This window comes from Methylobacterium sp. PvP105 (assembly GCF_017876975.1).
In the GTDB taxonomy this organism is placed as follows: Bacteria; Pseudomonadota; Alphaproteobacteria; order Rhizobiales; family Beijerinckiaceae; genus Methylobacterium; species Methylobacterium radiotolerans.
This window is the reverse complement of sequence record NZ_JAGIPA010000001.1, coordinates 1,617,477-1,636,763: the sequence shown is the minus strand read 5'-3', so window position 1 is coordinate 1,636,763 and position 19,287 is coordinate 1,617,477. Positions and strand designations below refer to the sequence as shown.

The following is a 19,287-nucleotide window of genomic DNA, read 5'->3' as shown; positions in this document are numbered from 1 at the left end:
GGCCGCCGGTCTATGACCGCCGCGACGCGCATGCGCCGCGGCGAGGAGGCGCCCGATGACTGACAACCTGCACGAGGGACCTCTGTCCCCCGTCGCGCAGCCGGCGCCCCCCAAGAAGCTCACCCGGCGCGAGGAGCGGCGCCGGCGTCGCCAGCGGCGCCGCCGCGGCGAGGAGGTGCTCGCCTGGGTGCTCGTGCCGTTCATCTGCTTCGGCATCTACTGGGGCATCGCCGCCGGCTTCGACTTCTTCGGCACCTCGCCGGGCCAGGTCTGGGACCAGCTGATGCAGGTCAAGGCCATGATGGAGAAGCGCTCGGGCAGCCAGGGCGCGCGCGGGTAGCGCGCCGCGCAGCCCGCGCGCGGAGGCCGACGCCTCCGGACGGATCCGCGCGGGCGCGTTCATGACACCGACTCGACGATCGCTTCTCGCTGCTCCCCTCCTGGCGATGCCGGCCCTCCGCGGCCGGGCCAGCGGCGGACCCGTGGTCGTCGTCGGCGCCGGAGCCGCCGGGCTCGCCGCGGCCGCCCTCCTGCGGGCCGCCGGGCAGAGCTTCACCCTCGTCGAGGCGCGGGAGCGGATCGGCGGCCGCGCCTTCACCGACCGGGCGCTCGGCGCCGCGTGCCGGTTCGACGCCGGCGCCGAGTACATCCACTGGGCCGAGCGCAACCCCTGGGCCCCGATCGCCCGGGCGGCGCAGGCGCCCGTCGCCCGCGAGGACGGCTGGGCGCGCAAGCTCGTGATCGACGGCCGTCCCGCCACCGCCGCCGAGGCGGCGCAGCGGCGCGCCGGCTTCTCCGGCCTCGACGCGCTGCTCGCCCCGAAGGCCGGCGACCCGTCCCTGGCGGAGGCGGCCCGGGCCGGCGGTCCGGACGCCGCCACGGCCGCGGCCGGTCTGAGCCGACTCTCCCTCGGCGAGGATCCCGAGCGGGTCTCGGCCGTCGACTACGACCGGCTCTGGTCCGGCTCCGACCTGTGGATCGACGGCTACGGCGACCTCGTGGCGCGGCACTTCGCCGACCTCCCGGTCAGCCTCGGCTGCCCCGTGCGGGCGATCGACTGGTCGGGCCGAGGGGTCCGGGTCGAGACGGCGCGGGGCACGATCGCGGCCGCCGCCGCGATCGTCACGGTGCCGGTCGGCGTGCTCAAGGCCGGGGCCGTGGCGTTCACGCCGGCCCTGCCGGAGGCCGCCCGGACGGCGCTCGACGGCCTGTCGATGGGCGCCTACACCAAGATCGGCCTGCGCCTCGACCCGGCACGCCTCGACGGAGCCGCCCTCGGCGACGCGGTCTCGGCCGCGACGGGCGGACCGACCATGTACTTCGAGATGCAGCCCTTCGGCCGGTCCCTGGCGGTGGCCAATCTCGGGGGCGACTTGGCGCGGGACCTGTGCCGGGCCGGCGAGGCGGAGGCGGTGGCGCTCGCCACCGAGCGACTCGTCGCGGTGCTCGGCGGCGGCGCCCGGAGCGCCGTCGAGGCAGGCCGCCTCGCCGGCTGGTGGACGGATCCGCACGCGCGGGGCTCCTACTCGATCGCCGCCCCCGGCCACGCGGAGGCCCGCGACCGCCTGCGCGCGCCGGTGGGCGGGCGCTTGTTCTTCGCCGGCGAGGCGTTGGCTGGCGGCGGCGCCATGACGGTCGGCGGGGCGACGCTCGACGGCGAGCGCGCCGCGCGGGCGGTGCTGAAGGCGCTGGGCGCCTGAGCGGCCGTCCGCCGCGGCCGGATCAGGCGGTCGCGGCGCGGCCCGGCAGCGGCCGCACCGGCGCCGCGACGGCGACCCGGCGCCGGACCGCCGCCACGGCCAGGGGCTCGGCGCGGCCGCGCAGGGCGTGGCTGCCGAGATCCTCCGCCACGAGGTCGTCCGGCAACGGCCCCATCCGGGCGAGGAGGTCGGCCGAGACGAGGACGTCGACCCCCAGGGTCTTCGACAGCGCCTCCAGCCGGGCCGTCGTGTTCACGACGTCGCCGAAATACGCGATCTTGTGCCGCTCCAGCCCGATCTCGGCGGTGACCACCGGCCCGCAATGCAGCGCCGCGCGGAACTGCGGCACCTGTCCGAAGCGGCCGCGCCAGTTCTCCGCCTCGGCGGCGAGCCGCTCCTGGAACGCGAAGACGCAGCGCAGGCAGGCGGCGTCGCGCAGGCCCCGCTCCATCGTCCAGGTCACCAGCGCCAGGTCGCCGACGTAGTCATCGATGGAGCCGCGGGCGTGCGCCACCGGCAGCGCCAGGGCGTTGAAGACCTGCCCGAGATAGGCCTGCGCGGCCCGGTCGCCGTACCGGTCGGCGAAGCGCGTCGACCCCGTCACGTCGAGGAAGAGGAAGATCCGCTCCTCGCTGATCGGCCGGTGGTAACGCCCGATCAGCAGGTTGGCGAAGACGCCGGGGCCGATCAGGTCGCGGACCCGGAACACGAACACCACCAGGGCCGAGATGCCGAGCGCGTAGAGCAGGCCGGACTGCGACATCAGCATCGCGTTCCGCTCGCTGTACATGAACCGGAACAGCTGATTCAGCACCGTGCTGGCCACGGCGTTCCCGACGACGATGAGCGCGATGTAGAGCGCGACCGTCGCGAGCAGGAACAGCGGCGTCGCGAGGCCGCGGACGCGGTCGCGCAGGCCCGGCGCCAGCAGCCGGCGCTCGTAGAGCAGGATCGGCGTGCCGATGATCGCGCCGCGGATCGCCGTGCCGGTCAGCGGGGCGATCCCGAAGATCGCCCCGTAGAGCAGTCCCGCCAGGGCGCCGAGACCCGGCGCCACCAGCAGGAACCAGCGCGGGCTGAAACGCATGGGTCGCGTCCCCTGCCCGGCCGACCCTCAGTCCAGCCGGAGCGCGTGGACCGAGAACAGCTGCTCCGGGTCCGTCCAGACCGTCAGCCACGTCCAGCCGGCGCGCTCGGTGAGCGCCCGGAACGTGGCCGGCGTGTACTTGTAGCTGCTCTCAGTGTGGATCGTCTCGCCCGCCGCGAAGCGGAAGGTGTCGGCGCCGACCCGCACGGCCTGCGCGTCGCGGGCCACGAGATGCATCTCGATCCGCGACGCGTCGGTGTTGAACACCGCCCGGTGGCTGAAGGCGCCGGGCTCGAAGCGGCCGGCGAGCTCCCGGTTGATCCGGGTCAGCAGGTTGAGGTTGAAGGCCGCCGTGACGCCCTGCGCGTCGTCGTAGGCGGTCTCCAGCACCGCGGCGTCCTTCACGAGGTCGACGCCCACGATCATGTGGGCGCCCGGCCCCAGGATCCGGCCGAACCGGCGCAGCAGCGCCTCGGCCTCGTGCGGGTCGAAATTGCCGATGGTCGAGCCCGGGAAGAAACCGGCGCGCGGCAGGCCGTTCAGGCTCTCCGGCAGGTCGAAGTCGCGGGTGAAGTCGGCGACGACCGGCTCGACCCGCAGGTCCGGGAAGTCGCCCCGCAGGGCCTCCGCCTGCCCGCGCAGGAACTCGCCCGAGACGTCCACCGGCACGTAGGCGGCCAGCGTGTCGAGATGGTGCAGGAGCCGGCGCAGCTTCACGGTCGAGCCGCTGCCGAACTCCACCAGCGCCGCGTGGGCCGGCAGCAGCGCGGCGATCTCGGGGCCGCAGGCCTCGAGGATGCCGATCTCCGTGCGGGTCGGGTAGTATTCCGGCAGCTGCGTGATCGCCTCGAACAGCGCGGAGCCGGCCGCGTCGTAGAAGTATTTCGGCGACAGGGCCTTCTGGGGCTTCGAGAGGCCCGCGCGGACGTCGTCGAGGAAGCTCAGCGGCGGCGCGTCCAGCGTGACCGGCGTCGCGTCGGTGAAGGTGGGCTTGATGGTCAAGGGCGGCTCCGGGGCGCGTCAGGCGGCATCGGCGAGGCGCAGGCCCGTGAACTGCCAGCGCTGGTGCGGATAGAAGAAGTTGCGGTACGGCAGCCGGGCATGGCCCTCGGGAGTCGCCACCGACGAGCCCCGCAGCACGAACTGGTTGGCCATGAACTTGCCGTTGTACTCGCCGAGCGCGCCCGGGAGCGGCCGGTAGCCCGGATACGGGACGTAGGCGCTGCGGGTCCATTGCCAGACGAGGCCGAAGGCGTCCGGCAGGCCGCCGTCGCGCGCCGCGACCTCCCATTCGAACTCGGTCGGCAGGAAGCGGCCGGCCCAGCGGGCGTAGGCGTCAGCCTCGTAGTAGCTGACGTGGGTGACGGGCGCGTCGAGGTCCACGGGGCGCTCGCCGCCCAGCGTCATGGTCGCCCACCCCTCCCCGGCGCGGCGCCAGTAGCCGGGAGCCTCCCAGCCCTCCGCCGGCCCGGCATACCAGCCGTCCGAGAGCCACAGCTCTGGCTTGGCGTAGCCGCCATCCTCCATGAAGGTGAGCCACTGGCGGTTGGTCACGAGCGCCCGATCGATCCGGCCGGCCGGGATCAGCGTCTCGTGCCTCGGGGATTCGTTGTCGAACGAGAAGCCCTCCCCCGCGTGCCCGATCCAGGCGATCGCGCGGTCGAGCGTGACCTGGCCGTCCTGCGCCGCTGCCTTCGGGAACCGCCAGTCCGGATCGTAGGCCGGGTTGAGCGGGTTCTGCGCGAAGGCGTGCAGGATGTCGGTGAGGAGGAGCTCCTGGTGCTGCTGCTCGTGGTAGAGGCCGATCTCCAGGATCGGCAGCACCGCCTCCAGGGCGCGCTCGGAGGCCTGGCCCAGCAGGGCCTCGACGGCGCGGTCGATATGGGCCCGGTAGGCGGCGACCTCCGCCATGGTCGGGCGGGTGATCATGCCGCGCTGGATGCGCGGCTGACGGGGACCCGCCGCCACGTAGTACGAATTGAACAGATAGTGCAGCCGCGCGTCATAGATCGCGTAGCCCGGCAGGTGCTCCCGGAGCAGGAACTGCTCGAAGAACCACGTGACGTGCGCCCGGTGCCACTTGGTCGGGCTGGCGTCGGCCATGGACTGGACCTGCTGATCCTCCGGGGAGAGCGGCGCGGCGCGGCGCTCGGTCTCGCTCCGGACCTGCCGGTAGGCGGCGATCCAGGCGGCCCGGTCGATCGGCCGGGCGGTGACCGGCGGCGGCGGGAAGGCCGGTGCCGCAGGGTCGCGTGTCTCGTCCGGGCGCAGTGCGGCTGTCGCTGCCATGACGATGGTCCCTTGTTTCGGGCCTAACCGAGAACCGTCTTCTCGACCTTGGCCGGCGCGCAGAAGATATGTTCCGGCCGTGCTCCGACAACCTCTGCGACAGCGCTCTTCCGCGACAGGGGGCTCGCTCGACGTCGAGGTCGGGCGGCCACCTGCGCGTCTCCGGCGTCTTCGCCGCGGCCGCGCGGCGGTTAACGGAACGGGTTGGGGATCACGGGTCTTTCTCTCGCCGCAGTGAGACTGCCTTAACCCTCGCTGCCGAGATTTTGGGACGCTCTTCGAGGAGTCCGGGGTTCTCATGCGGATCGATCTGATGGCCGGGGCCAGCCTGTCCGCCGCCGCGCTGCGCTGCGCCGCCGAGCCGACCATCCTGGTGTTCGATTCCGGCCTCGGCGGCCTGACCGTTCTCGACGCCGTGCGCCGCGCCCGCCCGGACGCCCGCTACGTCTACGTGGGCGACGACGCGGCCTTCCCGTACGGCCGGCTCTCGGAGGCGACCCTCGTCGCGCGCGTCCTCACGGTGATGGAACGGCTGGTCGCGACCCACCGGCCCGACCTCGTGGTGATCGCCTGCAACACCGCCTCGACGCTGGTCCTCCCGGCTCTGCGCCAGCGCTTCACCACGCCCTTCGTGGGGGTCGTGCCGCCGATCAAACCGGCCGCCGAGGCGACGCGCTCGCGGCTCGTGACGCTGCTGGCGACGCCCGGCACGGTGGCGCGCTCCTATACCCACGACCTGATCGCGACCTATGCCGGCTCCTGCGCGGTGACGCTGGTCGGCTCGCAGAACCTCGCCGGCTTCGCGGAGGCCGAGCTCGCGGGCGCGCCGGTGGACGACGCCGCCCTCGCCGCCGAGATCGCCCCCTGCTTCGTCGCCGAGGCCGACGGGCGGCGCACCGACGTGGTCTGCCTCGCCTGCACCCATTACCCGCTGCTGCTGCCGCGCCTCCAGGCGGTGGCGCCCTGGCCGGTCACCTGGATCGACCCGGCGCCCGCCATTGCCCGGCGCGTGGTGCAGCTGATCGGCCCCCGCCCCCGCGAGGCGGACCGGCACGGCTCGGCGCTCGGCGCCTTCACGGCCGGCACCTGCCTGACCGATGCCCTGCGCGCGGCCCTCGCCGACCGGGGCATCGGCGACGTCGCCGTCGAGGCGGTCCCGCTGCCGATGCAGTGAGGCGCCGCGGCGCCTCGCGTCCTGCCAGGACTCGATCGATCAGGACTCGACCGGGGCGTGACCGGCTCAGCCCGGCAGGTCTCTCGCTGCGCCGCTTCGGCCGGACAGGTCGCTCGGGTGCCGCGTAGGGCGTCCTCCGAGAGGGCGCTCCCTACCGAGTGGTGTGCTCACCCGCGGTCTGCGCCGTCGCGACCGGGGCCGCGGCCGCGTCTGCCTCGGCGGGAACGACGAGATGGACGAACAGCATGCCGGCCGCGACGATCAGCGCGAGGGCAAGGATGCGCCACAGCTCCAGGATCGGCTCCTGCGCCGGGGCATCCTGAGTCACTCGGTTCGTCTCGCTCGGCATCGCTTCCGCTTTCCCGCCTCTGACAACCCGGATCGGACACCCGGAGGATGAACGCTTCGTAAAACCCGCCCCGATCGGGCCGGCCCGCGACGACGGCGCGGGGCACGGCGTCGGGATCGTCGCCGCCACCGCGAGGCACCGGGAGCGGACGCTGGCGATCGCCACGCCGATCCGGGCGCTGTCGCAGCGGAATGGGGCCGCAGCAGGACGGGCTCGGTCCCGCGGCGTGCGGTGCCGCACCGGGCGACGCTGCAATCGGGGTGCGGTCTCTGTCTCGAGGCCGAGCGGAGGCAGCACCCCGTCATCCCGGGGCCGCGACGCGGAGCCCGGGCGCCGGATCCGCCGGATTGTCCCGGTCGTCCGGGCCGGAGATGCCTGTCTGCCGGATCGATCTTCTCGCCCGCGGGGCCGCTCCGGCGGGCCTACGCGGCGACCGGCAGGGCCGCGACCTCGCAGCTGTCGGCGCGCAGGCGCCAGTCGACCACCCGGGCGTCGGCGCAGAGAAGCGCCTTGGCCTGCCAGACGGCCGACACCTCCGACGACGCCCGGACCAGGATCGAGCGCTGCCGCACCCGGTGCTCGTGGCCAGTATCGTCCGCGACGGTCTTGTAGAAGGTGACGCGATAGAGGCGCATGGTTCTGGCTCCGGTCTGGCGCGGGGATCGTCGGAGACCGGGGCGGCGCGCGCATTGATCCCGCGCAAGGACAGATCCTGCGCAAGGACACTGCGCCCGCGTCGACCCTGGGCGGTCGAGGCGACGCAATCAGTTGTCGACAGTTGAATACCGCTCGATACAGGGCGTTGATTGCATTACCGGGAATGTTCTAGCTTCCTCAACGATCGTCCGCGTCTCCGAGTGGTCCGCGGCGGGACTCCGGTCCGGGAGTGCCTGATGTTCGAGAGTGTGTTCTGGGGCGCGGTACTCGTCGCGCTGATCGGGTCGGCCGCGCTGGTGGCGATCGGCGCCAGCGTCCAGCCGCGGTTGGGTCGCAAGATGGACGTGGACGCGCGCCTCTCCGATTCCCGCCGGACCTTCGGGCGCAAGCGGCGCTGGGCGCGCCCGCCGCGGACAACGCGGCGCCTCCGCCTGCTCCCCCTGCGGTGACGGGCGCTGCACCAAAGACGTACATCTTCCGCCGACGGCCCGCGTGATAGCCTCCGATCGACTGCGGAAATGCAGTGTTCACGCCGGGCTGGAGGGATCGGTACTGATGAGCGTGCGTCAGATTTGTGATCAGGTTCGGATCGCCGAGCAGGCGTTCACCGCCGCGCTCGGCAACATGAAGGCCACAGGCCTGCGCGAGGCGCTGACCCGCGAGCTGCAGGAGATGGAGAGCGCCGAGATCGACGCCGGTCAGGACGCGGCCTCGGCGCGGTCGGCCTCGTGGAAGCGGGTGAAGATGCTGCACGGGCTCGGCTACCCGGTCGATTTCGGCTGGCTTCACGCCGCCGCCAGCCCGGCCCGCTGAGCGGGGCCGGCCGCCGGCCGGCGATGCTCCCGACGGATTGTTTGCCGGCTTCCGGATCGGGTCGGCGCTTTCGCCCGTTGTGCCTGCCGGGTGTTGTCGCACCCGGCCGACGCGCCGACCTCTCGATCCGGACACGACATGCTGGCTTGGTTTCGCGGCCTGATGCCGCGGGAGGACCGGTTCTTCGACCTCTTCGAGCGCCACGCGCGAACGCTCGAGGATGGCGCGGCCGCGCTGCGTTCCCTTCTCGACGGGACTCAGGCCGTGCCGGCGGCCTACGCGGCGATCGCGGCCCACGAGGACGCGGCGGATGAGATCACCCGGGAGGCGCTGCTGGCGGTCCGCCGGACCTTCATCACGCCGTTCGACCGCGGCGACATCCAGGCCCTGGTCGGCTCCCTCGACGACGCCATCGACCAGATGCTCAAGACCGCCAAGGCGGTCCAGCTCTTCGAGGTCAGCACCTTCGAGCCGGCGATGCGTGAGATGGGCGCGGTCATCCAGGAAGCCGCACAGGTCACCGCCGAGGCGCTGCCGAAGCTGCGGGCCCTCGGCGAGAACGCCGCCGCGCTGAACAGCCTGACCGAGCGCGTCATCGAGCTGGAGGGGCGGGCCGACGACCTGCACAATGACGGCCTGAAGGCCCTGTTCAAGGCCTCGGGGCGGGACCCCATGGCCTTCCTCGTCGGGTCCGAACTGTACGGCCATCTGGAGAAGGTCATGGACCGGTTCGAGGACGTGGCGAACCAGATCAGCAGCATCGTCGTCGAACATGTCTGAGCCGCAGGTCGCCGCGTGACGCTCCTCGTCGTCCTCATCGTCCTCGCCCTGGTCTTCGACTTCCTGAACGGGCTGCACGACGCCGCCAACTCCATCGCCACCATCGTGTCGACGCGGGTGCTGGCGCCCCGCTACGCCGTGTTCTGGGCGGCGTTCTTCAACTTCGTCGCCTTCCTGGTCTTCGGCCTGCACGTCGCCGGCACGGTGGGCTCGGGCATCATCGACGTCGCCACGGTGGACGATCGGGTCATCATGGGCGCCCTCGGCGGCGCCATCACGTGGAACCTCGTCACGTGGTACGCCGGGATCCCGTCCTCCAGCTCCCACGCCCTGATCGGCGGCCTGCTGGGCGCCGGCATCGCCAAGGCGGGAGTCGGCGTGATCGTCTGGCCCGGCGTCATCGCCACCAGCGCCGCCATCGTCCTCTCGCCGGCCCTCGGCTTCGCCCTGGGGCTGCTGCTGATGCTGGCCGTCTCGTGGATCTTCGTCCGCGCGACGCCGCACGCCGTCGACCGCCTGTTCCGGGGCCTGCAATTCGTCTCGGCCTCGCTCTACTCGCTCGGCCACGGCGGCAACGACGCCCAGAAGACCATGGGCATCATCGCGGCCCTGCTCTACGCCCACGGCGAGAGCGGGGCCTTCCACGTGCCGCTCTGGGTGGTGCTGTCCTGCCAGACCGCCATGGCCCTCGGTACCCTTCTGGGCGGCTGGCGCATCGTCCACACGATGGGCTCGAAGATCACGCGGCTGTCGCCCATGCAGGGCTTCTGCGCCGAGACCGGCGGCGCCGCGACACTGTTCGCCGCGACCGCCTTCGGCATCCCGGTCTCGACCACCCACACGATCACGGGCGCGATCGTCGGCGTCGGCGCGGCGCGGCGGGTCTCGGCGGTCCGCTGGAACGTCGCGCAGGGCATCGTGATCGCCTGGGTGATCACGATGCCGGCCGCGGCCCTGGTCGCGGCCCTGACCTACGCGGCGTCGGGGCTCGTCCTGCCATAGGGGACGGGCGCGGCCGGATCCGGCACCGGTTCACCAGCGATGGCGCCAGCCGCCATGATGCCAGCCGCCATGATGCCAGCCGCCGTGCCATCCCCCATGCCAGCCGGCATGGCGGAACCCGCCCCAGCGATAGCCGCCCCACGCGAACCGCCGGTGCCAAGGGTAGCGGTAGCCGTAGTGCCACCGATAGCCGACCCGCGGATAGACCGGGACGTAGACGAACGGCCGATAACCGAGATTCGGGCGGCACCAGCCGTAGAGGTTGCGGTGAAAGCCGGGACCGCAGCCGTCGCGCGCCTCGGCGCTCGAACCGGCCATCAGAACCCCAGCGGCGAGCGCCACGGGCATGACGAGGGTGCGGATCATGACTCAACTCCAGCGAAGTCTCGACGGGAGTCCGGCCGCGGGGCCGGGCGAGGAATGGGGGGCGGCTCAGTTCGGCCAGCAACGGCGCCCATAGGGGCCGATGTGGAAGCCCGCCGGGCACGAGCGGCCGCGAACGTAGCCGCCCCACTGGCCGCCGGTGCGGCAGCCGCCGTAGGGGCCGCGATGCCCGTAGGGACCGCAGCCGCCGTAGACCTGGATGATCCGGGCGCCGTCGGCCCCGTCGGAGACCGCGTCCTGAACCAGCGGCAGCGCCGAGGCGGGGACCGCGAGGCCGACGAGGAGCGCGGCCGGGACGAGAACCTTCAACATCGATGATCTCCTTCCGCTCGATCGGGCAGTCCGGCCTTGAGCCGACCGCCGCCGCCGGGGCGGAGGATCCGCCGCGGCGTGTGAGCGAAGGTTCGTCCGCGCGCGCTTCCCGGATGTGACCGGGCCGCGCCGTCCTGTAACGATGTGTAACGGCCGGTTGCCTGCTCGTTGCCGCCCGCTTTCAGGACAGGCTCGGCAGGGTCACGACGAGCCGCGCGCCGCCTTCCGCACCGGCCTCCGCCACTACCGTGCCGCCGTGGGCCTCGGCGATCTGCCGGCTGATGGCGAGGCCGAGGCCGGTCCCGCCGGTCTGCCGGCTGCGCGAGCGCTCGACCCGGTAGTACGGGCTGAACACCGCCGTCCGCTCGGCCTCGGGAATGCCCGGCCCGTCATCCTCGACCACGATCCGGCAGACCGTCCCGGCCCGGCTCACCGCCACCGCCACCGAGGAGCGCCCGAACTTGACGGCGTTCCCGATCAGGTTGGCGACGACCCGGCGCAGGGCGACCGCGTCGCCGGCCACCGTGGCGTCCCGCACCTCCTCGCCGGTCAGGCTGATCGTGGCGCCCTGCGCGGCGTGCTCGGCCACCTCGACGGCGACGAGATCGGCGAGGTCCACAGGCGCCCGCGTCGCCTCGACCGCGGTGCCGCGGGCGAATCCCAGCGACGCGTCGATCAGCTCGGTCATGGCGTCGAGATCCGCCACCAGCTTGTCCCGGAGCGTCGGCTCCGCCACCGCCTCCGCGCGCAGGCGCAGCCGGGTCAGGTAGGTCTTGAGGTCGTGCGAGATGGCGCCGATCAGCAGCGAGCGCTCGGCCATGAGGCCCGCGATCCGCTCCTGCATGCCCTGCACCGCCTGGGCGAGGCGCCGGATCTCCGGCGCGCCCCGGGGCGCGCTCACCCGCTCCGGGGCGCGGCCGTCGAACCGGGTGACCGCGTTGGTCAGGCGCCGCAGCGGCGCGAGTTCGTGGCGCGTGCCGACCAGGACGAGTCCCGCCGCCGCGGCGCCCAGCACCGCCACCCAGAGGCTCAGCGGCTGGCCGAACAGCCACGGCATGAACGAGCGATGGTGCTGGGCCGCGGTGATCACCGCGTACCGGCCGTCGGGCAGCCGGTAGGTCGCCAGCGCGAGGCGCCCGACCGGTCCGGTGCGCTCCGCTGGGTCGATGTTGGCCGGATCGACGCCGCGGCGCAGCAGGGCGGCGTCGGTGTAGGCCTGGACGCGGCCGGCCGGCTCCGCCGTCATCCGGCGAAGCCGGGCTTCGAGGTGGGGCTCGCGGATCAGGTCGGTCGTCTCGGGCGACGCGTCGACGATCTCCGCCCGCAGCACCTCGCCGCTCACCGCCCTCAGGATGGCCGGTCTCTGGGCGGGATCCGCGTCGCGCAGCAGCGTCATGATGCCGGCAGCCTGATCGACCCGCGGGAAGCGGGAGCCGGTGGGCCACCGCTCCTCCCGGCGCTGCCAGTGATCCAGGGCCACTGTGGCGAGGACGAGGAGTGAGAGGGCGCCCAGCAGGAGCAGCATGATGCGCCCGAGGAGCCCGATGCGGCCCATCACGGGGCTCCGGAGCGGACCGGGGCGGCGAGGATGTAGCCGGCGTTGCGCACGGTCTTGAGCAGGGACGCGGCCTGGCTGCCCGAGGCGTCGAGCTTGTGCCGCAGTCGGCTCACCTGGACGTCGATGGTGCGATCGAAGGCGTCGGCGGTCCGGCCGCGGGTCCAGTCGAGGAGCTGGTCGCGCGAGAGCACACGCTGCGGCCGGGTGACGAAGCAGTGGAGCAGGTCGTACTCGGCGCTGGTCAGCGGGACCTCGGCGGCGGGCTCACCGGTGAGCACCGTGCGGGCCGCGAGATCGACCACGAGGTCGGCGACGCTCAGCCGCTCGCTCGCGGCCTCGGCGGCCTGGACGCCGGCGCCGTGGGCCCGTCGCAGGACCGCGCGGATCCGGGCCAGCAGGACCCGCGGGTTGAACGGCTTCGAGACGTAGTCGTCGGCGCCCATCTCCAGTCCGAGGACCCGGTCGATGTCCTCATCCTTGGCGGTCAGCATCACGATGGGTGGCCCGCCCGATTCACGCAGGCGGCGGCAGATGGACAGGCCGTCCTCGCCGGGCAGCATCCAGTCGAGGACGACGAGGTGCGGCGCGACGCCCGACGCGAGCAGGCGGTCGAGGGCCGCGCCACCGTCGAGGGCAACGGTGCGGAACCCCTCGCCCTCCAGGTAGCCGGCGAGCAGGGCCCGGATGTCGGGATCGTCCTCGACGATGGCGATGGTGGTGCCCTCGTGCATCGGGCGAGCATAGGGGCGGTGGTCGGCTCGGCAACGCGAAACTGCGCGGTGTCACAAAACGTTACACGTCCCGATCCGGACGCCGAGCCCGCGCCACCGTCAGGGTTCGCTTACTCGCCTCGCCCCCGAAGACGCTCGAGAAGACACCCATGACGAAGACCTACACCATCGCGGCCATTCCCGCGGACGGCATCGGCGTCGAGGTCATCGCCGCCGGCATCGAGGTGCTCGACGCGCTGGCCGAGAAGGCCGGCTCCTTCGCCTTCCGGTTCGACCATTTCGACTGGGGCTCGGACTACTACAAGAAGCACGGCGTGATGATGCCGGCCGACGGCCGCGAGCAGATCCGGAACCACGACGCGATCTTCTTCGGCGCCGTGGGGGCGCCGGACGTGCCCGATCACATCACCCTCTGGGGCCTGCGGCTCGCGATCTGCCAGCCCTTCGACCAGTACGCCAATGTCCGCCCGACCCGGATCCTGCCGGGCATCACCAGCCCGCTGCGCAACGTCTCGGGTCCGGAACTCGACTGGGTGATCGTGCGCGAGAACTCGGAGGGCGAGTATGCGGGCGTCGGCGGCCGGGTCCACCAGGGCCATCCCAACGAGGTCGCCACCGACGTCTCGATGATGACCCGCTCGGGCGTGGACCGGATCCTCCGCTACGCCTTCGAGCTCGCCCGCTCCCGCCCGCGCAAGTTGCTCACCGTCGTCACCAAGTCCAACGCCCAGCGCCACGCCATGGTGATGTGGGACGAGATCGCCGCCGCGGTCGCGAAGGACTTCCCGGACGTGACCTGGGACAAGATGCTGGTCGACGCCATGACGATGCGGATGGTGACGAAGCCCGAGACCCTCGACACGATCGTGGCGACGAACCTGCACGCCGACATCCTGTCGGACCTCGCGGCGGCGCTCGCCGGGTCGCTCGGCATCGCACCGACCGCCAACATCAACCCGGAGCGGACCTTCCCGTCGATGTTCGAGCCGATCCACGGCTCGGCCTTCGACATCACCGGCAAGGGCATCGCCAACCCGATCGCGACCTTCTGGACGGCGTGTCAGATGCTGGAGCACCTCGGCGAGAAGCCGGCGGCCGACCGGCTGATGCGCGCGGTCGAGCGGGTCACGGCGGATCCAGAGCTGCACACGCCGGACCTCGGCGGCACGGCGACGACCCGTCAGGTCACCGACGCGGTCATCGCGGCGATCCGGGGCGACAACGCCTGAGGCGCAACCGGGTGTCCGGGCGGCCTCAGGTCACCGCGCTCGCGAGATCCGGGCTCCGGGTGCCGCAGGCCCGGCAGAAGCGCTCGAAGGTGCTCTTGCGCTGCGCGCAGGACGGGCAGTGCGCGAAGATGCCGAGGCCGCAATGGGGGCAGAAGTTCGTGCTCGCGTCGTCGAGGGCGATCGGCCGCTCGCAGCCGGGGCACGCCTTCTTGGCGAGGCGCGCCAGGGCCTGGTCGGTGGCGATCTCGGTCCGCCGCTCGGCGTCCGGGCGCGCCTCCACCACCGCCTGCCGGGCGCGGTAGGCGTGCAGCGCGTTGATCGCCGCGCGACCCGCGACCAGCGTGACGATCACGCCGACGCCGTACTGCACGTAGCCGCCGTAGCTCGGCATGTAGGGGACGAGCTCGACGAAGAACGCGAAGGCCGCCGCGAAGGCGAAGCCCCACACGAACGGCCAGTTGCGGGTGCGGCGGCGCTTGAGCAGGAGCCATCCGGCGAGGGCCAGCAGCGGCAGCGTCAGGGCGAGGCGATAGCCGAAGACGCGCAGTTCCTGGCCGCGCTCGGCCGCGTCGAGCCGCGCCTGCGCCGCCGCCCGCAGATCGCTGTCCACGCGCAGCTGCGCCGCCTCGCGCTCCGACAGGTCGAGCCCCGTCCGCGCCAGGGCCGCGAGCCGCTCCTCGACGCTGCGCTCGGCGGCCTTCAGCGCGTCGAGCTGCTGGGTGCGCGCGACGAGCCCGGGATCCTGGTCGACCCGCTGGGTGGCGTCCCGAGTCTTCAGCCAGTTGGCGAAGGTCTCGCGCGCGCCCTCGGAGGCGGACTGCGCAGCCTCGAGGGCGAGCTGATCCTGCTCGACCTTCCGTCGGTTGTCGTCCTGCTCCCGGCGGATCTGCTTGAGGGCCTCGGCCGACGCCGTGCCCTGGTCGGTGTCGAGGAACTGGTCGAGGGTGTAGCGGTGCTCCACCTGCGGCAGATCGCCGACGACCAGCGATCCCAGCCCGATCAGGAACCACGCGAAGACGAGCGCGACGAGCCAGAGCGCCAGCGTGAACCAGCGTTCGGAGAGCCTTGAACCGGACCGCACGCGAATCGACCTCGCCGAAAACCGTAGCGGGTCCTTATATCCCGCGTCGCGTTCCGGGATACGCGGGCCGAACCTGAGGGGAGAGTGCCGCCACCGCGGACGGGCGGCTCCACCGGGGCCGCGAGCGCGATCGGCGGCATCCCGACAATCGGACCCCTCCGTACCCGGACGGGTGCGGCGTTGCGCCCGGGAACGTCGCCGAGCGCACCGCCTTTTCCGGCGGTGCGCTCGCGGGCCGCGCCGACCCTCCAACCGGGACTGACTCCACATGCTGACACTCGTGCGCGGATCGGCGACGCTCCTGGTTCTCCTGGCCGCAGGGCCGGCTCTCGCTCAGGGCAAGCCCCTGCCGCAGCCTGCCACCGACGCGATGCCGCCCGTGGAACTGACGATCAGCCTGAAGGACGGCAAGCCGGTCTGCGCCCCGGCCGAGCTCAAGCTTCCTGCCGACACCAACGTCGCGCTGAACATCGTGAGCAGCGCCGACGCGCCGGTGACGATCACCGCGCCCGGGCAGTTCGAGAACGGCCTCGTGCTGCACGCCGACGGCGACCTGGTGCATGTCGCCAGCGAGAAGGGCTACACGGTCAAGCAGAACGGGAAGGGCACGCTGCGCCTGCGGACGATGAAGGCCGGGCAGGACGAGTACGCCTGCACCAGCACGCGCAACGCCGACGCGCCTTTCAAGGGCAAGCTGGTCCTGAGCCCGGCGGCGAACTGAGACCGTGGGCACCGGCGCGGCCACGGCCGACGAACGCTCCGACGGGCCGCTCAGCGTCTACTACGACGGCGGCTGCCCGCTGTGCCGCGCCGAGATCGACCAGTATCGCCGATGCGCCGGCGCGGGCCAGGTCGCCTTCGTCGATGTCGGCCGCGGAGCGACCGAGCCGGTGCTCGGCCCGGATCTCGACCGGGATCGGGCCCTGCGGCGCTTCCACGTCCGGACCGCGGACGGGCAGCTGATCTCCGGTGCGGCCGCGTTCGCGCGCCTCTGGCGGACCCTGCCCGGCTGGCGCTGGCTCGGCCGCGTGGTCGACCTGCGCGTCCTGGGCGCGCGCCCGGTGCTCCCGCTCGCCGAATTGGCCTACCGGCTGTCCCTGCCGCTGCGGCCGCGCTTGGCCCGGCTGATCGCCCGCCTGCGGTGAGCCGATGGCCACCCGCTGCGTCCACTACGTCGGCTTCCGTGATGACCGGTACTGGAACGCCTACCGGATCTTCGGCGGCCCGCGCGTGATCCACCGGCGCTGGGATTTCTACGCGACCCGCGATGTCGGACCGGACGACGTGGTGGTCTTCGCCGAGGGTGACGAGACGCAGCCCGTCGCCGACCGGAACGCGACCGACCTCGACGAGCGCTGGCTGTAGCGGTCCAGCCCGGCCTGCGCACTCCTGTCGCGACGCGGCGCGGGCGGCAGGTCGGACATAGGATCGGGACGCGGCAGAAGGCTTGCCAGGCCGCCCGCGCTCTCGGCCCCGCCCCGATCTGCTCACGGGGCGGGGGAGCGCCTGATCTCACCAGCGAGTGAGCCGAGCCGATACGCAACTTGGCTCAAGGATAGATTGACCGACCGGGGTTACCGATACGTGCCGCGTGCCGCGGAACGGCGGTCCCGCGCGGGGATTCCGGAAACAGGACCGGCGCCGGTGGACCGGGCGCTTCCGCGGATGGCGCCCCGCGCGTCCGCGTCGGGCGCCGTCCAGTATCTTAAGAGGTATTGATCCCGCACAGGGAATCGTCAGTCTGACAGCAAGGTTCTACCCGAGATCGAGGAGGTCCGCGGTGGTCGAGATCCGTATGTCGGAGGACAACGACGGCCGCTGGACGGTCTACGCGCCGGGGCTCGTGGTCACCGATCTGACGCACGAGGAAGCCGAGGCGTTCGCCGCGAGCTACCGTCGCGTCACCGCAGCCTGATCGAGGACGCGCCGCGCGGCGGTGCCGGCGGGGCCGAGCGACGATCCCCGGAGGGATGTCGCGCCGTCGCGAGCACCGCGCCAGCGGAACGCCCGGCGCGAAAAAACCGCCGCGGCCGGAGCCGGGCGGTTCGAGGTGATCTCGCTGGGGAATGTCGAGGCCCGGTCTACGCGCGGGACGGTGGTGCGGTTCCGAGACCGCGGCGCACGGTGGCTGGCCCGGGCCCGGGATCTTCCGTCGAATCGGCCAGGCCCCTCGCCCCCCAGCCTGTCCGACGGCCGCCAGCACGATTCGCGTGAGGGCCGGCAGGCCACGCCATCGAGCGCCTCGTTCTGCAGACCGCTGCCTCCGCGCGCCCGATCCTCGGCAGGTCCGCGTCGGCGAAGACCCGACACCCGGATGCGCGCCGCCGATCCCCGAACGAGGGAGGCGCGACCGGTATCCGGGCCGTCAACCGAACCTCGACGGCTCGCGGCGGGGTCCCGGAGACCGGTCCGGAGTTCTCGGCCTCTAGAAACAACAAAGCCCGCCAAGGCTTTGGCGGGCTGCTGTCAGGCATTTGGTGCCCAGGAAAGGACTCGAACCTTCACCTCTCGCGAGACTGGTACCTGAAACCAGCGCGTCTACCAATTCCGCCACCTGGGCTCGCCGTCGGCCATCGGCCGGCGACGGCTCCGTTTAGGCAACGGAGCCGCCGGCGTCAATCGGGATTTCAGCCCTGCGGCCACTCCCGGATGTCGACGAAGCGTCCGGCCACCGCCGCGGCCGCCGCCATGGCGGGAGACACGAGGTGTGTGCGCCCGCGCGGACCCTGCCGGCCCTCGAAGTTGCGGTTCGACGTCGAGGCGCAGCGCTCGCCCGGACGCAGCTTGTCCGGGTTCATGCCGAGGCACATCGAGCAGCCCGGCTCGCGCCAGTCGAAACCCGCCGCCTTCAGGATCTTGTCGAGACCTTCGGCCTCCGCCTGCGCCTTCACGAGGCCGGAGCCCGGCACGATCATCGCCGAAACACCCTCGTGCACCTTCCGGTCGCCGACGACCCGCGCGACCTCGCGCAGATCCTCGATGCGGCCGTTGGTGCAGGAGCCGATGAAGATCCGGTCCAGGGTGATGTCGGTGATCCGGGTCCCCGGCGTCAGGCCCATGTAGGCCAGCGCCTTCTCCTTCGACTGCCGCTTGTTCTCGTCGGCGATCTCGGACGGGTCCGGGATGCGGCCCTGCACCGAGATCACGTCCTCGGGGCTCGTGCCCCAGCTGACGATCGGCGGCAGGTTGGCCGCGTCGAGGCGCACCTCGCGGTCGAAATGCGCGCCCGCGTCGGTGACGAGGCTCTCCCAGTAGCGGCGGGCCGCGTCGAAGGCCGCGCCCTTCGGCGCCTTGGGGCGGTCCTTCACGTAGGCGAAGGTCGTCGCGTCGGGGGCGACCATGCCGGCGCGGGCCCCTCCCTCGATCGACATGTTGCAGATCGTCATCCGGCCCTCCATCGAGAGGGCGCGGATCGCCTCGCCGGCGTACTCGATGACGTGGCCGGTGCCGCCGGCGGTCCCGATCTCGCCGATGATCGCCAGGATGATGTCCTTCGCGGTCACGCCGGGCGGCAGCGTGCCGTCGACGGAGACGCGCATGTTCCTGGCCTTGCGCTGCACCAGCGTCTGGGTGGCGAGCACGTGCTCGACCTCCGAGGTGCCGATGCCGTGGGCCAGCGCCCCGAAGGCGCCGTGCGTCGAGGTGTGCGAATCGCCGCACACGATCGTCTGGCCGGGCAGCGTGAAGCCCTGCTCGGGGCCGATGATGTGGACGATGCCCTGGCGGCGGTCGAGGGCGTCGTAGAACTCGATGCCGAAGTCGCGCACGTTCTCGGCGAGCGCCTCGAGCTGCGTGCGGCTCTCGGGATCGTCGATGCCCTGCGACCGGTCGGAGGTCTGGACGTTGTGGTCCACGACGGCCAGCGTCTTCTCCGGATGGCGCACCTTGCGTCCCGCCACGCGGAGACCCTCGAACGCCTGCGGGCTCGTCACTTCGTGAACGAGGTGCCGGTCGATGTAGAGGAGGCTGGAGCCGTCCGGCTGGACATCGACGACGTGGTCGTCCCAAATCTTGTCGTAGAGGGTGCGCGGGCTGGTCATCGGTCTTCGTCTTCGGCGAATGGGGTCGGTGCAGAACTCTCGCGATGAAGCGTGGTCCTTAGTAGGCATCGCGCGCGGTTTTCGAAAGAGGCGAGCCCTGT

Annotated in this window: 23 protein-coding genes and 1 tRNA gene; 12 read left to right on the top strand and 12 right to left on the bottom strand. The window is 72.3% G+C overall.

Annotated features, from left to right (window positions below; genetic code table 11):
* The first annotated feature begins 55 nt into the window (after window positions 1–55).
* Together J3A75_RS07875 and J3A75_RS07870 are read left to right on the top strand one after the other, a co-directional pair.
* Entirely contained in the window at window positions 56–340 is a 285-nt protein-coding gene (locus J3A75_RS07875; RefSeq protein ID WP_012317790.1) for a hypothetical protein, read from the top strand.
* Between the two features lie 61 nt (window positions 341–401).
* Entirely contained in the window at window positions 402–1,700 is a 1,299-nt protein-coding gene (locus J3A75_RS07870) for a flavin monoamine oxidase family protein (RefSeq protein ID WP_076728910.1), read from the top strand.
* A 22-nt stretch (window positions 1,701–1,722) separates the two neighbouring features.
* On the opposite strand, the gene J3A75_RS07865 is transcribed toward J3A75_RS07870, so the two are convergent.
* The 3 genes from J3A75_RS07865 to egtB are packed head-to-tail and all read right to left on the bottom strand — an operon-like array spanning window position 1,723 to window position 5,076.
* Window positions 1,723–2,787 carry an adenylate/guanylate cyclase domain-containing protein gene (locus tag J3A75_RS07865; RefSeq protein ID WP_076728909.1) on the bottom strand — a complete coding sequence of 355 codons (1,065 nt, stop codon included), beginning with the start codon at window positions 2,785–2,787 and terminating at the stop codon, window positions 1,723–1,725.
* Between the two features lie 27 nt (window positions 2,788–2,814).
* Window positions 2,815–3,789, bottom strand: coding sequence for an L-histidine N(alpha)-methyltransferase (gene egtD / locus J3A75_RS07860; protein WP_012317787.1), 975 nt, complete (start codon window positions 3,787–3,789; stop codon window positions 2,815–2,817).
* An 18-nt stretch (window positions 3,790–3,807) separates the two neighbouring features.
* Entirely contained in the window at window positions 3,808–5,076 is a 1,269-nt protein-coding gene (gene egtB / locus J3A75_RS07855; RefSeq protein ID WP_029360624.1) for an ergothioneine biosynthesis protein EgtB, read from the bottom strand.
* Window positions 5,077–5,374: 298 nt separating this feature from the next.
* Between egtB and murI the strand changes: the two genes are divergently transcribed.
* Window positions 5,375–6,250, top strand: a complete 876-nt coding sequence (gene murI, locus J3A75_RS07850) for a glutamate racemase (protein ID WP_029360622.1) — start codon at window positions 5,375–5,377, stop codon at window positions 6,248–6,250.
* A gap of 151 nt (window positions 6,251–6,401) precedes the next feature.
* Here murI and J3A75_RS07845 read toward each other — a convergent pair whose 3' ends face one another.
* Window positions 6,402–6,599, bottom strand: coding sequence for a hypothetical protein (locus J3A75_RS07845; protein ID WP_012317784.1), 198 nt, complete (start codon window positions 6,597–6,599; stop codon window positions 6,402–6,404).
* Between the two features lie 422 nt (window positions 6,600–7,021).
* On the bottom strand, window positions 7,022–7,234 hold the full coding sequence (locus tag J3A75_RS07840) for a hypothetical protein (RefSeq protein WP_012317783.1): 213 nt from the start codon (window positions 7,232–7,234) through the stop codon (window positions 7,022–7,024).
* A 258-nt stretch (window positions 7,235–7,492) separates the two neighbouring features.
* Between J3A75_RS07840 and J3A75_RS07835 the strand changes: the two genes are divergently transcribed.
* From J3A75_RS07835 to J3A75_RS07820, 4 genes are all read left to right on the top strand, one after another.
* The gene (locus tag J3A75_RS07835; RefSeq protein ID WP_012317782.1) at window positions 7,493–7,705 is read left to right on the top strand and encodes a hypothetical protein; all 213 of its coding nucleotides are present in this window, start codon (window positions 7,493–7,495) and stop codon (window positions 7,703–7,705) included.
* Between the two features lie 106 nt (window positions 7,706–7,811).
* Window positions 7,812–8,069, top strand: coding sequence for a hypothetical protein (locus tag J3A75_RS07830; RefSeq protein WP_012317781.1), 258 nt, complete (start codon window positions 7,812–7,814; stop codon window positions 8,067–8,069).
* A gap of 138 nt (window positions 8,070–8,207) precedes the next feature.
* Window positions 8,208–8,849, top strand: coding sequence for a DUF47 domain-containing protein (locus tag J3A75_RS07825; protein WP_209649931.1), 642 nt, complete (start codon window positions 8,208–8,210; stop codon window positions 8,847–8,849).
* Between the two features lie 15 nt (window positions 8,850–8,864).
* The gene (locus J3A75_RS07820; protein WP_012317779.1) at window positions 8,865–9,851 is read left to right on the top strand and encodes an inorganic phosphate transporter; all 987 of its coding nucleotides are present in this window, start codon (window positions 8,865–8,867) and stop codon (window positions 9,849–9,851) included.
* Between the two features lie 30 nt (window positions 9,852–9,881).
* Here the strand turns inward: J3A75_RS07820 and J3A75_RS07815 are convergent, their stop codons facing one another.
* The 4 genes from J3A75_RS07815 to J3A75_RS07800 all read right to left on the bottom strand — a co-directional run bounded on the left by J3A75_RS07815 (window position 9,882) and on the right by J3A75_RS07800 (window position 12,836).
* Window positions 9,882–10,217, bottom strand: coding sequence for a GCG_CRPN prefix-to-repeats domain-containing protein (locus J3A75_RS07815; protein ID WP_209649929.1), 336 nt, complete (start codon window positions 10,215–10,217; stop codon window positions 9,882–9,884).
* Window positions 10,218–10,283: 66 nt separating this feature from the next.
* A complete protein-coding gene (locus J3A75_RS07810; RefSeq protein ID WP_012317777.1) occupies window positions 10,284–10,547 on the bottom strand; it encodes a GCG_CRPN prefix-to-repeats domain-containing protein in 264 nt (87 codons plus the stop codon).
* 181 nt (window positions 10,548–10,728) lie between these two features.
* Window positions 10,729–12,102 (bottom strand): cell wall metabolism sensor histidine kinase WalK, encoded by a 1,374-nt coding sequence (locus J3A75_RS07805; protein ID WP_209649926.1) that lies wholly within the window; start codon window positions 12,100–12,102, stop codon window positions 10,729–10,731.
* Complete coding sequence (locus J3A75_RS07800) at window positions 12,102–12,836, bottom strand: response regulator (protein WP_012317775.1); 735 nt, start codon at window positions 12,834–12,836, stop codon at window positions 12,102–12,104. The genes J3A75_RS07805 and J3A75_RS07800 overlap by 1 nt, the downstream gene beginning before the upstream one ends.
* 149 nt (window positions 12,837–12,985) lie before the next feature.
* On the opposite strand from J3A75_RS07800, the gene J3A75_RS07795 reads away from it, so the two are divergent.
* Window positions 12,986–14,065: a tartrate dehydrogenase gene (locus tag J3A75_RS07795; protein WP_209649924.1), complete on the top strand. Its 1,080-nt coding sequence runs from the start codon at window positions 12,986–12,988 to the stop codon at window positions 14,063–14,065.
* Window positions 14,066–14,090: 25 nt separating this feature from the next.
* Here the strand turns inward: J3A75_RS07795 and J3A75_RS07790 are convergent, their stop codons facing one another.
* Window positions 14,091–15,146 carry a zinc ribbon domain-containing protein gene (locus tag J3A75_RS07790; protein ID WP_058608166.1) on the bottom strand — a complete coding sequence of 352 codons (1,056 nt, stop codon included), beginning with the start codon at window positions 15,144–15,146 and terminating at the stop codon, window positions 14,091–14,093.
* A gap of 268 nt (window positions 15,147–15,414) precedes the next feature.
* Here J3A75_RS07790 and J3A75_RS07785 point away from each other — a divergent pair, with 268 nt between their 5' ends.
* The 4 genes from J3A75_RS07785 (at window position 15,415) to J3A75_RS36995 (ending at window position 17,061) form a co-directional block, all read left to right on the top strand.
* Window positions 15,415–15,867 (top strand): hypothetical protein, encoded by a 453-nt coding sequence (locus tag J3A75_RS07785; protein WP_012317772.1) that lies wholly within the window; start codon window positions 15,415–15,417, stop codon window positions 15,865–15,867.
* A gap of 4 nt (window positions 15,868–15,871) precedes the next feature.
* A complete protein-coding gene (locus J3A75_RS07780; RefSeq protein WP_024830971.1) occupies window positions 15,872–16,291 on the top strand; it encodes a thiol-disulfide oxidoreductase DCC family protein in 420 nt (139 codons plus the stop codon).
* Between the two features lie 4 nt (window positions 16,292–16,295).
* Window positions 16,296–16,511 (top strand): hypothetical protein, encoded by a 216-nt coding sequence (locus J3A75_RS07775; RefSeq protein ID WP_012317770.1) that lies wholly within the window; start codon window positions 16,296–16,298, stop codon window positions 16,509–16,511.
* A 415-nt stretch (window positions 16,512–16,926) separates the two neighbouring features.
* Complete coding sequence (locus J3A75_RS36995; protein ID WP_012317769.1) at window positions 16,927–17,061, top strand: hypothetical protein; 135 nt, start codon at window positions 16,927–16,929, stop codon at window positions 17,059–17,061.
* A gap of 560 nt (window positions 17,062–17,621) precedes the next feature.
* Here the strand turns inward: J3A75_RS36995 and J3A75_RS07770 are convergent.
* Window positions 17,622–17,706: transfer RNA gene (locus J3A75_RS07770), tRNA-Leu, on the bottom strand.
* Between the two features lie 67 nt (window positions 17,707–17,773).
* On the bottom strand, window positions 17,774–19,186 hold the full coding sequence (leuC, locus tag J3A75_RS07765; protein WP_012317768.1) for a 3-isopropylmalate dehydratase large subunit: 1,413 nt from the start codon (window positions 19,184–19,186) through the stop codon (window positions 17,774–17,776).
* Window positions 19,187–19,287 lie beyond the last annotated feature (101 nt).

Excerpts from the sequence above, each read along its gene's own strand:
- J3A75_RS07845 (WP_012317784.1), bottom strand. The coding sequence starts at position 6,599 with ATGCCGAGCGAGACGAACCGAGTGACTCAGGATGCCCCGGCGCAGGAG.
- J3A75_RS07865 (WP_076728909.1), bottom strand. The coding sequence starts at position 2,787 with ATGCGTTTCAGCCCGCGCTGGTTCCTGCTGGTGGCGCCGGGTCTCGGC.
- J3A75_RS07785 (WP_012317772.1), top strand. The coding sequence starts at position 15,415 with ATGCTGACACTCGTGCGCGGATCGGCGACGCTCCTGGTTCTCCTGGCC.
- J3A75_RS07825 (WP_209649931.1), top strand. The coding sequence starts at position 8,208 with ATGCTGGCTTGGTTTCGCGGCCTGATGCCGCGGGAGGACCGGTTCTTC.
- J3A75_RS07835 (WP_012317782.1), top strand. The coding sequence starts at position 7,493 with ATGTTCGAGAGTGTGTTCTGGGGCGCGGTACTCGTCGCGCTGATCGGG.
- J3A75_RS07840 (WP_012317783.1), bottom strand. The coding sequence starts at position 7,234 with ATGCGCCTCTATCGCGTCACCTTCTACAAGACCGTCGCGGACGATACT.
- J3A75_RS07775 (WP_012317770.1), top strand. The coding sequence starts at position 16,296 with ATGGCCACCCGCTGCGTCCACTACGTCGGCTTCCGTGATGACCGGTAC.
- J3A75_RS07830 (WP_012317781.1), top strand. The coding sequence starts at position 7,812 with ATGAGCGTGCGTCAGATTTGTGATCAGGTTCGGATCGCCGAGCAGGCG.
- J3A75_RS07795 (WP_209649924.1), top strand. The coding sequence starts at position 12,986 with ATGACGAAGACCTACACCATCGCGGCCATTCCCGCGGACGGCATCGGC.
- J3A75_RS07800 (WP_012317775.1), bottom strand. The coding sequence starts at position 12,836 with ATGCACGAGGGCACCACCATCGCCATCGTCGAGGACGATCCCGACATC.
- J3A75_RS07810 (WP_012317777.1), bottom strand. The coding sequence starts at position 10,547 with ATGTTGAAGGTTCTCGTCCCGGCCGCGCTCCTCGTCGGCCTCGCGGTC.
- leuC (WP_012317768.1), bottom strand. The coding sequence starts at position 19,186 with ATGACCAGCCCGCGCACCCTCTACGACAAGATTTGGGACGACCACGTC.
- egtB (WP_029360624.1), bottom strand. The coding sequence starts at position 5,076 with ATGGCAGCGACAGCCGCACTGCGCCCGGACGAGACACGCGACCCTGCG.
- J3A75_RS07805 (WP_209649926.1), bottom strand. The coding sequence starts at position 12,102 with ATGGGCCGCATCGGGCTCCTCGGGCGCATCATGCTGCTCCTGCTGGGC.
- J3A75_RS07815 (WP_209649929.1), bottom strand. The coding sequence starts at position 10,217 with ATGATCCGCACCCTCGTCATGCCCGTGGCGCTCGCCGCTGGGGTTCTG.
- J3A75_RS07875 (WP_012317790.1), top strand. The coding sequence starts at position 56 with ATGACTGACAACCTGCACGAGGGACCTCTGTCCCCCGTCGCGCAGCCG.
- murI (WP_029360622.1), top strand. The coding sequence starts at position 5,375 with ATGCGGATCGATCTGATGGCCGGGGCCAGCCTGTCCGCCGCCGCGCTG.
- J3A75_RS07870 (WP_076728910.1), top strand. The coding sequence starts at position 402 with ATGACACCGACTCGACGATCGCTTCTCGCTGCTCCCCTCCTGGCGATG.